Source organism: Flavisolibacter ginsenosidimutans, from assembly GCF_007970805.1.
Taxonomy (GTDB): Bacteria; Bacteroidota; Bacteroidia; order Chitinophagales; family Chitinophagaceae; genus Flavisolibacter; species Flavisolibacter ginsenosidimutans.
Genome location: NZ_CP042433.1, coordinates 1,022,470 through 1,034,871 on the forward strand (window position 1 = coordinate 1,022,470; position 12,402 = coordinate 1,034,871).

The 12,402-nt window shown below is 46.1% G+C and carries 14 protein-coding genes; 4 read left to right on the plus strand and 10 right to left on the minus strand.

The genetic code is table 11. The features are described from left to right. Positions 1-46: 46 nt before the first annotated feature. Genes nusB through yajC form a run of 3 tightly spaced genes read left to right on the plus strand, consistent with a single transcriptional unit; the run spans position 47 to position 1,816 of the window. Complete coding sequence (gene nusB, locus FSB75_RS04245; protein ID WP_146783260.1) at positions 47-973, plus strand: transcription antitermination factor NusB; 927 nt, start codon at positions 47-49, stop codon at positions 971-973. 38 nt (positions 974-1,011) lie between these two features. After that, positions 1,012-1,467: a DUF1573 domain-containing protein gene (locus FSB75_RS04250; RefSeq protein WP_146783263.1), complete on the plus strand. Its 456-nt coding sequence runs from the start codon at positions 1,012-1,014 to the stop codon at positions 1,465-1,467. Between the two features lie 10 nt (positions 1,468-1,477). Then, positions 1,478-1,816: a preprotein translocase subunit YajC gene (gene yajC / locus FSB75_RS04255; protein WP_146783265.1), complete on the plus strand. Its 339-nt coding sequence runs from the start codon at positions 1,478-1,480 to the stop codon at positions 1,814-1,816. A 253-nt stretch (positions 1,817-2,069) separates the two neighbouring features. On the opposite strand, the gene FSB75_RS04260 is transcribed toward yajC, so the two are convergent. From FSB75_RS04260 to FSB75_RS04280, 5 genes are read right to left on the minus strand one after another with little or no spacing between them, the layout of a single operon-like run. Then, the gene (locus FSB75_RS04260; protein ID WP_146783269.1) at positions 2,070-3,419 is read right to left on the minus strand and encodes a DUF58 domain-containing protein; all 1,350 of its coding nucleotides are present in this window, start codon (positions 3,417-3,419) and stop codon (positions 2,070-2,072) included. Continuing rightward, a complete protein-coding gene (locus FSB75_RS04265) occupies positions 3,419-4,399 on the minus strand; it encodes an AAA family ATPase (protein ID WP_146783272.1) in 981 nt (326 codons plus the stop codon). The genes FSB75_RS04260 and FSB75_RS04265 overlap by 1 nt, the downstream gene beginning before the upstream one ends. Then, positions 4,377-5,612 carry a DUF4350 domain-containing protein gene (locus FSB75_RS04270; protein WP_146783275.1) on the minus strand — a complete coding sequence of 412 codons (1,236 nt, stop codon included), beginning with the start codon at positions 5,610-5,612 and terminating at the stop codon, positions 4,377-4,379. Before FSB75_RS04270 ends, FSB75_RS04265 begins: the two co-directional genes overlap by 23 nt. Beyond that, positions 5,609-6,364, minus strand: coding sequence for a hypothetical protein (locus FSB75_RS04275; protein WP_146783278.1), 756 nt, complete (start codon positions 6,362-6,364; stop codon positions 5,609-5,611). The genes FSB75_RS04270 and FSB75_RS04275 overlap by 4 nt, the downstream gene beginning before the upstream one ends. After that, positions 6,357-7,217 (minus strand): stage II sporulation protein M, encoded by an 861-nt coding sequence (locus FSB75_RS04280; RefSeq protein ID WP_227990761.1) that lies wholly within the window; start codon positions 7,215-7,217, stop codon positions 6,357-6,359. Before FSB75_RS04280 ends, FSB75_RS04275 begins: the two co-directional genes overlap by 8 nt. Positions 7,218-7,601: 384 nt before the next feature. On the opposite strand from FSB75_RS04280, the gene FSB75_RS04285 reads away from it, so the two are divergent. After that, complete coding sequence (locus FSB75_RS04285) at positions 7,602-8,168, plus strand: DUF4256 domain-containing protein (RefSeq protein ID WP_227990762.1); 567 nt, start codon at positions 7,602-7,604, stop codon at positions 8,166-8,168. Positions 8,169-8,182: 14 nt separating this feature from the next. Here FSB75_RS04285 and FSB75_RS04290 read toward each other — a convergent pair whose 3' ends face one another. The 5 genes from FSB75_RS04290 to FSB75_RS04310 all read right to left on the minus strand — a co-directional run bounded on the left by FSB75_RS04290 (position 8,183) and on the right by FSB75_RS04310 (position 12,400). Continuing rightward, positions 8,183-8,668 carry a CAP domain-containing protein gene (locus FSB75_RS04290; protein WP_146783287.1) on the minus strand — a complete coding sequence of 162 codons (486 nt, stop codon included), beginning with the start codon at positions 8,666-8,668 and terminating at the stop codon, positions 8,183-8,185. A 114-nt stretch (positions 8,669-8,782) separates the two neighbouring features. Beyond that, complete coding sequence (gene pyrF, locus FSB75_RS04295) at positions 8,783-9,670, minus strand: orotidine-5'-phosphate decarboxylase (RefSeq protein ID WP_227990763.1); 888 nt, start codon at positions 9,668-9,670, stop codon at positions 8,783-8,785. Continuing rightward, positions 9,634-10,917, minus strand: a complete 1,284-nt coding sequence (kynU, locus tag FSB75_RS04300; RefSeq protein WP_146783290.1) for a kynureninase — start codon at positions 10,915-10,917, stop codon at positions 9,634-9,636. The genes pyrF and kynU overlap by 37 nt, the downstream gene beginning before the upstream one ends. Positions 10,918-10,926: 9 nt before the next feature. Continuing rightward, positions 10,927-11,712, minus strand: coding sequence for an SDR family oxidoreductase (locus FSB75_RS04305; protein ID WP_146783293.1), 786 nt, complete (start codon positions 11,710-11,712; stop codon positions 10,927-10,929). A 28-nt stretch (positions 11,713-11,740) separates the two neighbouring features. Further along, positions 11,741-12,400 (minus strand): FMN-binding negative transcriptional regulator, encoded by a 660-nt coding sequence (locus FSB75_RS04310; protein ID WP_146783296.1) that lies wholly within the window; start codon positions 12,398-12,400, stop codon positions 11,741-11,743. Positions 12,401-12,402 lie beyond the last annotated feature (2 nt).

Below are 12,402 nucleotides of genomic sequence, written 5' to 3' on the forward strand. Positions count from 1 at the left end.
CTTCCCGCTTCTTTCCTATCTTCGCCCGCTCAAAAGTTCTCCAACAATGATTAGCAGACGGAACATAAGGGTGAAAGTGATGCAGACGATTTATACCCTGAGCACCCTTGAGCAGACAGTGAAACCCGGCGAACCTGTAAAAATCCTGCAACGCCATTTCGACCAGAGCAAAGAGCTTCTTTTATACCTCGCCTATTTTTTAACCGAAGTGGCGGCCTACGCCGAAACGGACTCGTATCAGCGCCGCTCTAAGCATTTGCCCACAGCCGAAGACCTGAACGTAAACACAAAGATTGCGGGCAACGAAGTGGTGTGGAAAATTCGCGAAGACGTTTCCTTTCAACAGGAATCGGGACGGGCAAAGCCGCAGCAGCGTGCCGACAAAGACCTTGTCCGCAAAGTTTATTTGCAGCTTGTGGACACGCCACAGTACAAAGAATACATTGCCACTCCCGAGCGCAATCCTCAAAATGAAAAAGGGCTTCTTGAATTTATCTTTAGCGATTTACTTCTGCAGAACGAAACTTTTCTTTCGCACATCGAAGAGAATTTTATTAACTGGGACGACGACGGCGACATGGTGGTGCAGGTAATGGCCGGACTGCTGCAGAAGCCAGGCTCTGTTAGCTTTACCGAAGTAATTTCGCCCGATAAATGGGATTTTGCAAAAAGCCTTCTCACTACCGTCTTGGAAAAAGATGAGCACCTGCAATCGCTCATCATTCCCAAATTAAAAAACTGGGACCCGGAGCGCATTGCGGCTCTCGACATGATCATCATGAAAATGGGCGTGGCGGAATTTCTCTACTTCGAAACCATTCCGCCCAAGGTTACCATCAACGAATACATTGACATCAGCAAAGAATACAGCACGCAGCAAAGCGGGCAGTTTGTGAACGGCATCCTCGACAACATTCACAAAGAATTAGTACGCGAAGACAAATTGCACAAACGCGACTTCCGAAAAGCCTAAACATTTCCGGCTACATTTGCAGCGTTAAAAAAGAAAACATGAAACATCTTTTTTTCATTCTGATCGGCACTTCGCTTTTTGCCTGCAACGTGAACGACACAAAAGTTGCGGGTTCAAACGACGGTCATGCGGCCACTTCGGCCGTTAAAGATTCGGCCAACTTTACAAGCATTCAATGGCTCGATTCCACTACACAAAGTTTAGGCAACCTTACCGAAGGCCAGGTAGCAGAAATTAGCTGGCGTTTTAAAAATACCGGCAACAAACCGCTGGTGATTGAAGACGTGCAACCGGGTTGCGGCTGCACTGTGGCCGACAAGCCAACCGAGCCAATTGCTCCGGGCGGCGAAGGCGTCATCAAAGCAAAGTTTAACAGCGACGGTCATCCCGGTCATGCCGACAAGCACATCTCCGTTTTGGCCAATCTTTCCAATCATAACAACGGCGGTACGACCCAACTTGGTTTTACCGCCGACGTAAAAGCAAAATCTTAAACACGAACAAATGAGTCTCTTTTTATTGCAAGCACAACCCGGCGGATTCGGTGGCTCTGGCCTCATCTTCATGGGTTTGATCATGGTGGTTTTCTGGCTTTTCTTCATCCGGCCGCAAGCCAAAAAAGCCAAGCAGCAAAAAACCTTCATCGAAGATTTAAAACCCGGCGACAAAGTTGTAACCATTGCCGGCATTCACGGCAAAATCAACAAGCTGAACGACGACGGAACGATTTCGCTGGAGATCAATCCGGGGAGCTACATTAAAATGGAAAAAAGTTCCATTTCGATGGAGTGGACGCAGCAGTTGAACAAACCCGTTGCAACAACGGCCGTTGAGAAAAAATAAACCCTCTGTCTCCCTAAAGGGAGGACTTAGGTTGAAGAAACTTTTATTGTTATGGACAGTCTTTAAGGCTGTCTTTTTTTATGTTCCAAGCTGCGTTGCTTCGATTTAACTTTTGTTGCGTCGCACTCGTGTACGTTCGGTAATTTTATTCAGCATTGTTGAACCACGGAGACACGAAGACGTACCGCTATTAGAGAAACCGAAAAGCAAAAGTCTGAGAAATCTAAGTCCTCCCTTTAGGGAGACAGAGGGTTTAAATAGACTGCCGCGTTTTCAATTCAAGATACTTGTTCATCGCGTTCACCGTAAGATTTTCAGGTGTAGACAACACGGCCACAATGCCGTTCTTTTGCAGCTCTTTTACAATCAACTGTTTTTCGTAACGGTATTTTTCAGCAATGGTTTTAATGTAAATGTCTTCGACGGTTTTTGCTTTTGATTCAATCAACCCTTTGAGTTCAGTGTTGTCGAAAAATACCACCATCAACAAATGATAATGCGCCAGGCGCTTGAGCGACGGCAACACTCTTTCCAAACTGTCAAACGATTCAAAGTTGGTAAACAACACCAGCAAACTTCTTTGCGTAATGCGGTTGCGAACGGCCGAAAAAAGTTTCTCCAAATCCGGTTCTAAAAAATTCGTTTCCTGTTTGTACAGCGATTCCAAAATGTTACTGATCTGCGTGGGCTTTTTATCCGCGGGCACAAAGGCATCAATGTTTTGCCCAAAAGCAATAAGGCCGGCCTTGTCTTGTTTTTGCAACGCAACGCTTGAAAGAACCAGCGAGGCATTAATGGCATAATCCAACAACGTCATGCCGTTGAACGGCATCTTCATCACACGGCCCTTGTTCACGAGACAATAGATCTGCTGGCTGCGTTCGTCGGTGTAATTGTTCGTCATCCAATCGCCCTTGCGGGCCGTCGCCTTCCAGTTAATGGTACGGTAATCGTCGCCGCGAACGTATTCTTTGATCTGCTCAAACTCCATGCTGTGGCCCAGTTTGCGCATTCGCTTCACGCCCACTTCCGACGATTTGTTGGCAAGGGCCTGCAACTGAAAACGTCGCATTTGCACGTAAGACGGATAAACTTTTACGGTCTGTTCTTCGCCCAAAACAAAACGCCGCCGTACCATTTTAAGCGGCCCGTCTGTATAAACGTTGATGTGTCCAAAGCGATATTCGCCACGCTCCTGCGGCTTTAATTCGTACACCAAATCATTGGCGGTTTGCGGCTGTAACCACAATTCTTTTTGCCAATGTCTTTCCTGGAATTGCAACGGCAATTCATCAATCACCGTGCAGCGGACTTTGTAATCGTAACTATTTTGAATGCGAAGAAGGACTTTGTTTTCATCGCCGTTACTCAAACGGTTACTGATGATGCGCTCGGCTTCCAAACCTCTTTTGCGATACAGTAAAAATGCATCGGTTAAAATTAATACTGCTGCGGCCAGCAACAAAAAAAGTGCAACCGTTTGCAGCGACGGAAAAAAATAGGAAAGCACAAACAAAGCCGCTGCTGCATAGCCAGCGTAGTAAATTTTTTTGTCGAGGTAAAACGACGTGTTGTCCCAAAAATTAATGAGCCGTCGAAACATCAGCGCGGTATGTCGAGGGAGTGAATGATTTGTTTGATGACGTTGTCTTCGGTAACGCCTTCCATTTCCTTGTCGGGCGAAAGAATGATGCGGTGACGAAGCACCGGCGGCACCACTTCCAGAATATCATCCGGTGTAACAAAATCGCGGCCGTTAATGGCGGCCATTGCCTTTGATGCGTTCATGATGGCCAGCGAAGCCCGCGGCGAAGCGCCCAAATAAATAGAACCGTTGTTGCGGGTTTGATGCGTGAGCTTTGCAATGAAGGCCAAGAGCTTTTCGTCAATCACAATTTCTTTTACCACTTTTCGAATGCGCACAATCGTGTCACCGTGCAGCACCGATTGTATGGCGCTCAACGCATCCTGGTTTGCCATTTGGTGAAATTGATTCAGTATTTCCAACTCTTCTGCTTCGGTGGGATAAGGCACAATCACCTTGAAAAGAAAACGGTCAAGTTGCGCTTCGGGCAGGCGGTAAGTTCCCTCCTGCTCTATCGGGTTTTGCGTGGCCAATACCATAAACGGCGGTTGCATTGGATAAGTTTTTCCGTCCACCGTAATTTGTTTTTCTTCCATCACCTCAAACAGCGCAGACTGCGTTTTGGCCGGTGCCCGATTGATCTCGTCTATCAAAACAATGTTGCTGAAAAGCGGACCGCGTTTAAACTCAAAGCTGCCTTCTTTTGGATTGAACACAGGAGTTCCCAAAACATCAGAGGGCATCAAATCGGGTGTGAATTGGATGCGGCTAAAGCCAACAGCCAGCGAACGTGCCACGAGTTTTGCGGTTAATGTTTTGGCTACGCCGGGCACGCCTTCAATCAGCACATGACCATCAGCAAGCAAGGCGGTGATAATGAGTTTTACCATTTCGTCCTGCCCTACGATGATCTTCTTTATCTGCTGCCGTACGCTTTGCACGGCGTCATTTAATTGCGAGAGATCGGTACGTGTTTCAAATATTTGCTGTTCTTCCATGTTGTGTATTTTGATAGAAAGCTTCCAGTTGGCGGTGGAAACCTGCCAGTTCATTTTCGGGAACAAAATTGACGGAACCAATGTATTGAATAAGCCCCACAAGTTGCCTCGTTTCTACCAGCGGGTAACCGCTTTTAAAATGCAAGGCTTGCATAAAATCTTCGTCAAGCGTATGCGTGGGCAGTTTGTATCGTGAGCGAATGTGTTCTAAAAAATACGCGGTCATCTTTGCCGCTAAGTTTTTATGATCGCGACGGTCGTAATACAGCCGGCCTAGTGTTTTTACAAAATCAAGCGAATCGTTCTTCGGCTTTTGATGCGGCGGAATCATGCGCTGGCGGCGCCTCATGCCAAGAAGAACAAACAGCGTCAAGGTAGCCGCACCAATTAACAACCCCCATTTAAACGATGGATAACTAAACAAAGCACTAAGCCAATTGGGTTGTTTGTTGCTGCTGCCTTTTTGCAAATAATATTCGTCCCACACAATTGTTTGCAAATCTCTTGGCAACACTGATAGCACTTGCGCATAATAGGCCGCATTGTTCTTGTGCAGGATAAAATAATTGCTGAAAGCCAGCGGTGCGCTGTGAAGAAAGATGCTCCCACTGCCTTTGTTTAGTTGCACAAAATCAGCAAAGCCTTTTTCATTTCGACCCAAAACAACGGTGCGTGTGGAATCAAGCGGATGCAAAACACCATCGTAACGCATTCCCGGATAAACAAACAACCTGTTGCTGTCAAAGCCAGGCCCGTCAAGCTTCAGGCGCAAACTGTCTCTAACGCCGGCATAAAAGTTTGCCGCATTTTCGCTGTTGAACGAGACATTGAAAAAAGAAGCAGCATCATCCGAAGCCGCACGGCTGATGATGAAAATATAGTTGCCACGTTCGACAAAATTGGCAATCGCTTCCAGTTCATCTTTGTCGGCATCAAAGTAATCAGCTACAAAAACTACGGCTTGCTTGTAGGAAGTTGCGTACACGCTGTCCCATCTTCCCGGCGCGGCATTTTCGTTTCGAACGTTTGCAGCCGCAAAAAGCGACGGAAGCAAGCCGCGGGCAACGCGGGTGCCGTACGGAATTTTATCGCTTTGCCGCAACGTAACGCGGTTGTCGAACTGCCGGAACGAAGAGCCGGAACCAGCCCTCATCAAAACAAAGAGCAAGAAAATCACCGCCGCACCGACGACGTAAGGAAAAGCTTTTTTCATCGCGTCAGTGCGTTTTTAAATTTCAGGAAATCGGCTTGCAGCAAATTGTAGGCTTCTTCGGAAAGCGTGAATCCTCCGTACCAGGCATATTCAAAATTGCGGGTAAGGCGAAAAAAATCGTGGTAATAAGGGCCGCCGAACAACTTGTTTACGTAGTCGCTGTTTGTTCGGTCATTGCTGTAAACAATAAAGTTTCGGCTGGTCAACTCCAGTAAGGTTTGTAAATACCAAAGCCGCACGGCAAGACGGTAATTTTTTGCACTGACGGCTTTCTCAATTTCTTTCCCGTACTGAATGTTGAAGATGTCTTCGTCAAGTGTATCTTCTTCGGTTTCGTCGTTAATCTTTTTTGAACTTTTTCGAAACAAACCGATGTTACTTGAAGCAAGATACCAGATCACTACGGCGATAAAACTGCAAAGAATAACAATCCAAAGAAGGTTTCGAAACCATGCGTACTCAAAGATGCTTTTTGTTCCGGTTTGAACTTCTTGCTTTGGCTCTTCTTTTTTCTTTGGTTCCATGTTGGCGTACCAATAATCATCGCTGCGCTTCAGTTCATCCACTTTGTCCTGCGGAAGTTTGCGCACGTCCACAAGGTCTTTTTGTTTGATAATAGAAAACGTTGGAGCCTCGTTTGATTTGCTTGTTACTACGGTTGTCACCGTATCAAACTGCGCCTCGTTTTCCTGCGCAAAAACAGTCACCATCACGAAGAACAAAAGCGGTATGAGAAGGAAGGTTTTACGCATGAACGCTCCTTTCTTTCCGTTTTAACAGAATTGGATAAACGACAAAATAAAAAATAATGAAGGCGGCCGAAGAAGCAAGAATGAGCAGATTGGGAAGCAAAGGCATGGTATAATAACGGGTAACAAAGCCTTCGTAAAAAGCGGCCAGCATCAGCACGGGAACGAGGCCTATCACAATCTTCACACCGTCCTTCACGCCTTCTTTAAACGCATCAAGCCGGCTGCGTGTGCCTGGAAAAAGATAAGAGGTTCCCATAACGGCGCCGGCTCCGCAAGACATGACAATCGCCGTTAATTCCAGCAAGCCGTGAATCATTACTGCCAGCACAAATTTCGCTCCCATGCCTTTGTCAAAAAACATATAATTGAACACACCAACCCGCATGGATTCCTGCGCCAGTGCTTTCAACGAAAAAATGCCGAGCAACAAACCTTCGCCAAAATATTTAAACGATACAATGATGTTGTTAATCATAATGGCGATCCACATAAAAAAAGAATCGCCCTGCTGGTAAATGCCAAAAGGATTGCCGCTTGCAATGTTGTGTTCCGTCTTGTCCACGTAATCGTTTCCAAATACGTCCCGAACGAAAGTGGGGTCGTGCTTGGCCGTAAAAAAACCAACGGTATAAAAAAGAAAAAAAACAAAAAATGAAAACAGGATGATGCGGCCGTGTTTGTAAACCGTTAGCGGTACGTCGTACTTCCAAAAGCGCAGCAGGCGGTTGCTTTCTTCTTTGCGGTTTTGGTAAATGCCGAGATAAATTTTGGATGCAAGGCCGTTGATGTATTTGGTAACGCGGCTGGTGGGATAATAAGTTTTTGCGTAGCTCAGGTCATCCACCAATTGCACAAAATCCTTTGCAATTTCATCGGCGTCGGTGGATAAACCCGCTCCGATTTTTTCCCAGCGGGCTTTGTTCTTTTTTATGAAAAGGCCTTCTCTCAGGTAGCAAAATTTTGGTTTGTAAGATAGGGTGTTTTGTGTTTCAGCGTTAGGACAAGAATAGCTGATTTAAGATTTCTGAATTTTGGTTTTTGAGCAAGTCCCTTCGAGAACCATTTGCCTCAATCCTTTGGCGAGAAACGTTGGAATTTCTTTTCGTTAACCCGATATATTTGTGAACGCAGTTGATGACGCAGCCGTTAGGCTTACGGTTTTGACAAATGACTTTAAATAAATGAGGGCAATCCGCTTAACATATTTTTCAATGGAGACAACAAAAATATAAGCAAGATGAGCAGCAATAGAAAAGACCTGTCACCGAAACAACGCGAAGAATTACTTAGCATTTTGAAAAACCGTTTTGAAAAAAACGACCAACGTCATAAAGGCTTCCAATGGGCGCAGGTGCAAGCAAAGTTGGAAGCCAATCCTCAAAAGCTTTGGTCGCTCAACGAAATGGAAAACACCGGCGGCGAACCCGACGTTGTTGGCTACGATAAAAAAACCGGCGAATACATTTTTTATGATTGTTCAGCAGAAAGTCCGAAAGACCGAAGAAGTCTTTGCTATGACCGTGAAGCATTGGACGCAAGGAAAGAAAACAAGCCAAAAGATAACGCGGTGGACGTGGCAACCGCAATGGGTGTTGAACTTTTAACGGAAGAACAATACCGCGAATTACAAACGTTTGGCGCCTTTGATACCAAAACATCAAGCTGGATAAAAACACCGGAAGCGATTCGAAAACTCGGCGGCGCTATCTTTTGTGACCGTCGCTACAACACGGTCTTTACGTATCACAACGGCGCAGAATCCTATTATGCGGCGCGGGGATTTCGCGGTGTGCTTAAAGTCTGAATACAACCTTCAATTCACCTTGTACCAAAATCCTGTGTCCACAAATTGCCCACTTTGGCTACGCCCATTTCCTTATAAGAAGGGTTCATGATGTTCTTGCAATGCCCCGGACTTGTCAGCCATCCGGCCACGACTTCCTTCTCGCTTTCGTAACCCATCGCAATGTTTTCGCCGTAGGTTCTCCAATTGTAGCCAATAGCCTCAAGCCTTGGTCCGGCCTTGCCGTTTGTTGGAGAAGTATGGCTAAAGAAACCATTGCGATTCATGTCCGTGCTGTGGTTCAACGCGGCTTTTTCCAGCAACTCGTTCCATGCAACCGGCGGTGCCGAAGGATACCAGGTATCGCCGCATTTGCAACCTTTTTTGCGAACGTCATTCACTAATTGGAGCAGGAGCGTTTTATTGACACCCGCAAAGCGATGTTCGGGAAGCGGGTGCGTGCCTTCAGAAGGTTTGGCAAGTGTAAGGGTGAAGCCCAGTAAAACAGAAACAAGCGTCATGGCGATAGTTTTCAACGCAACAATAACTTCTGGCGCTGCTGTTTATTGCAAGCATTGGGTTAAAATTTTTGGAAGAATAAAAACTCAGGAGCGAGGAAATGGCGCTTTAAGTTTTCAGTGTTGCAAGTACGCCTTCATTTCGTCGGCATAAGCCTTGGCCGCATTCGCCGCTGCTTCCGCAAAATCTTCGCCGGAGGAGGCATAAATGACGGCACGGCTTGCGTTCACAAGCAAGCCGCAATCTTCAATCAATGCTTTTTCAGAAATATCTTTTAGGCTTCCGCCTTGTGCGCCCACCCCGGGAACGAGGTAAAAATGCCTTGGTATAAGCCTGCGAACATTGGTAAATTCTTCAGCCTGCGTAGCGCCGATGACGAACATTAAATTTTCTTCGCTTCCCCAGCCCGATGAAGTTTGCAAGACTTTTTCGTAAAGAAAAGATTCGCTTCGGTGAACCGTATGAATTCCTTCGACAAGGGATTCTTTTTCCACAACCAGTTTTTGTAATTCAAAATCTTTTGCGCCGGTATTCGAGGTTAAACCAAGAAGGATCGTCCATTTGTTTTTGTATTCAAGAAAAGGCCGGACGCTGTCTTCGCCCATATACGGCGCAACGGTAACGGCGTCAAAGTTCATTGTTTCAAAAAAAGCTTTGGCGTATTGCGCGGAAGTATTGCCGATGTCGCCGCGCTTGGCGTCGGCAATTTTAAAATGCGTGGACGGGATGTAGTCAACGGTGCGCTGCATCGTCTCCCAGCCTTTCAGCCCTTCGGCTTCATAAAAAGCGGTGTTTATTTTGTAGCCAACGCAAAAATTTTTGGTGGCGTCAATGATGGCTTTATTGAAGAGAAACACACCGTCGGGATTGTTTTGAAGATGCGTTGGAAGTTTTGTTTTATCAGTATCAAGGCCAACGCAGAGATAAGAATCTTTCGAAAAAATTTGCGCAACGAGTTCCTGCCTTGTCATGCGGCAAATGTAAGCACCGCGGCCTTTAAGCATTGCCCGAATTGCCAGACTTCTTCAAACGAATTGTAAAGTCCCACCGGTGCAATGCGAATCACGTCGGGTTCGCGCCAGTCGGCAAACACACCGTTGTTGGATAAATATTCAAAAACTTTTTTTCCGTTCTTTACGGACAAAGAGATTTGACAACCCCTTTCTTCTTTCGTTCCGGGTGTAAAAATTTTGAACGAATCGTTCGGCAAGCCGGTTGATACCTCGCTTAAGACAAAACGCAGGTATTCGTTTAATCGTTCGTTCTTTAGGAGCAAGTTTGCAAACCCCGCTTCTTCAAAAACATTCAGTGCCGCTTTGTGCGAGGCATACAAAATCGGCGAAGGCGTGCTTACTTGCCAACCTTCGGCAGAGGCTTCGGGCACAAATTCTTTTTCCATCAGAAACTGCGTTTCTTTTTTGTTGCCCCACCAACCTGCAAAACGATTCAGGTTTTCATTTCGATGATGCCGTTCATGAACGAAAGCGCCGCCAATGCCACCCGGTCCCGAGTTCAAATATTTATAACTGCACCAGCAGGCAAAATCAACGTTCCAATCGTGCAATTGCAACGGTACATTTCCTGCTGCATGTGCCAAATCAAAACCAACTTTCGCACCAACGCTTTGCGCTGCTTTTGAAAGCGTTTTCATGTCAAAGACCTGGCCCGTGTAATAATTCACGCCGCCCCAAAACACCAGGGTCAGTTCATCTTTGTATTTTTCAATTGCGGCAAGAATGTCTTCTTCGCAAACGAGCACCTCTCCTTCTCGTGGTTGCACTTCTACAATCACTTCATCCGGTTTCAAGCCCCGTTGTTTCACATGCGAGTAAAGCATGTATTGGTCACTTGGAAATGCTTTTGCTTCGCAAAGAATTTTATTGCGCTTGCCGGATGGCTGATAAAAGCTCGCCAGCATCAGGTGAAGATTTACCGTGAGCTGGTTCATCACCACAACCTCGTGTGGCAAAGCGCCAACAATTTTTGAAAGTGCCGAAGTTAATTGCTGATGAAACTGCAACCAGGGTTTGTGGCCTTTGAAAAAAGCTTCAACGCCCCACGTACTCCATTGCTTTAGCACATTGTTAATGGCAGTTTTTGTTCGCCTTGGTTGCAAGCCAAGCGAGTTTCCCAAAAAATAAATTGCATCGTTGCCTTTGTGTTGAGGAATGAGAAATTCATTGCGAAAACTTCGCAACGGATCTTCTGCATCCAACTGTTTTGCAAACGCGGGTGTGTTTTGGAAATTCATCAGAGGAAATTAAATAGAACCCGTTCTTCCGCCGTCTACTGGAATGCTGGTGCCGTTGATGTAAGCCGCGGCCGGTGTAGCCAAGAACGCAGCAAGAGCAGCTATTTCAGCGGCGTCGCCAAAACGTTTAGCCGGAATTTCTTCCAGCATTTCCCTTTCAACTTCTTGGGCCGGAACGCCTTTCTTGCCCGCTATATTTTCAACGAGCGAATCCAGGCGTTGCGTTCGTGTATAACCCGGCAAAACGTTGTTCACCGTAATGCCGAATTGCGCTAATTCATTCGACATTGTTTTGGCCCACGATGCCACCGCACCTCTGATGGTATTGGACACACCAAGGTTCTTTAGCGGAATTTTTACCGAGGTAGAAATGACATTGACAATGCGGCCGTAACCTTCTGTCTTCATGCCTTCCAGTAAAGCGATTGTCAGTAAATGATTGGTGAGCAAATGCTGGTTGAAGGCTTGCAAAAACTGTTCTTCGGTTGCGGCCACAATTGGTCCCGCAGCCGGGCCGCCGGAGTTGTTGATTAGAATGTGAACCGGTTTTTCAGCCGTGATTTCGGAGAGCAGTTTTCTTAATTCATCGTGGTTGTTGAAATCAATCGCACGGTATGAATGCAACTGACGAATTGAAATATCGAGTTCGCCCACGGCAAGTTTCAGGTTCTCTTCTGCCCGCGCCAGCAAAATGCAGTTGGCGCCCATCAAGGCCAATTCTTGCGCAATGGCATAACCAATTCCCTGGCTACTTCCGCAAATGATGGCGTTCTTTCCTTCAAGCGACAAATTCATTCTTTTGTGCGTTTAATCGGTCTGAAAATTATTCCGTTTCTGCAATAAAATTCGGCGAGGAAAAGAGCGTTGCTTCGCGTTGTTTCATTTCGCTGGCAACGGCAGCCGCGTCTTCATCTCCTCTTTCTAAGTTTTGAACAATGTTACGGTAACTTTCTGCGTCGCGGTTCTGGCTCAATTTAAAAACCGTATCCAGTTCTTCCACTTCTATTTCGAACGCAACAATGGCTTTCATTAATCTGGATGTATAATCTTCCGAAAGATTGTCAAAGGAAGTTGACGAAGCCGTGTTTCCGTTTTCGAAATGAAGACTTGTTTTTCGCAATACGTCAATCAATCCTTCTTCGCCTAAAAAACGAAGCGTTCCTTTTGCGTGCACCGACATGTAATTCCACGTGGACGCCTGGTGCGGGTTGCTATACCATGTTGCGCTTACATAAGTGTGTGGACCTGTGAACACACAAAGTGCTGCCGGATTTTTTTCAAAAGCTTTGTGGTGATCCGTGTTCTTCATCATGTGGCCCGTGAGAAGAAGCTTGTCATCTTTTTTTTCAATGAAGACAGGAATTTGCGTTGCTACGGGTTTGTTGTTCTCATCACATCCGGTTGTAAAAGCAAACGGGTGCTTCTGAATGAACTCGAAAACAACGTTTTCGTCTTTTTCTTTGTAATGGGGAAGATTGTACATAG

Excerpts from the sequence above, each read along its gene's own strand:
- FSB75_RS04305 (WP_146783293.1), bottom strand. The coding sequence starts at position 11,712 with ATGAATTTGTCGCTTGAAGGAAAGAACGCCATCATTTGCGGAAGTAGC.
- pyrF (WP_227990763.1), bottom strand. The coding sequence starts at position 9,670 with ATGCTTAAAGGCCGCGGTGCTTACATTTGCCGCATGACAAGGCAGGAA.
- FSB75_RS04285 (WP_227990762.1), top strand. The coding sequence starts at position 7,602 with ATGAGCAGCAATAGAAAAGACCTGTCACCGAAACAACGCGAAGAATTA.
- FSB75_RS04270 (WP_146783275.1), bottom strand. The coding sequence starts at position 5,612 with ATGAAAAAAGCTTTTCCTTACGTCGTCGGTGCGGCGGTGATTTTCTTG.
- nusB (WP_146783260.1), top strand. The coding sequence starts at position 47 with ATGATTAGCAGACGGAACATAAGGGTGAAAGTGATGCAGACGATTTAT.
- FSB75_RS04260 (WP_146783269.1), bottom strand. The coding sequence starts at position 3,419 with ATGTTTCGACGGCTCATTAATTTTTGGGACAACACGTCGTTTTACCTC.
- kynU (WP_146783290.1), bottom strand. The coding sequence starts at position 10,917 with ATGAATTTCCAAAACACACCCGCGTTTGCAAAACAGTTGGATGCAGAA.
- FSB75_RS04275 (WP_146783278.1), bottom strand. The coding sequence starts at position 6,364 with ATGCGTAAAACCTTCCTTCTCATACCGCTTTTGTTCTTCGTGATGGTG.
- yajC (WP_146783265.1), top strand. The coding sequence starts at position 1,478 with ATGAGTCTCTTTTTATTGCAAGCACAACCCGGCGGATTCGGTGGCTCT.
- FSB75_RS04250 (WP_146783263.1), top strand. The coding sequence starts at position 1,012 with ATGAAACATCTTTTTTTCATTCTGATCGGCACTTCGCTTTTTGCCTGC.
- FSB75_RS04310 (WP_146783296.1), bottom strand. The coding sequence starts at position 12,400 with ATGTACAATCTTCCCCATTACAAAGAAAAAGACGAAAACGTTGTTTTC.
- FSB75_RS04265 (WP_146783272.1), bottom strand. The coding sequence starts at position 4,399 with ATGGAAGAACAGCAAATATTTGAAACACGTACCGATCTCTCGCAATTA.
- FSB75_RS04290 (WP_146783287.1), bottom strand. The coding sequence starts at position 8,668 with ATGACGCTTGTTTCTGTTTTACTGGGCTTCACCCTTACACTTGCCAAA.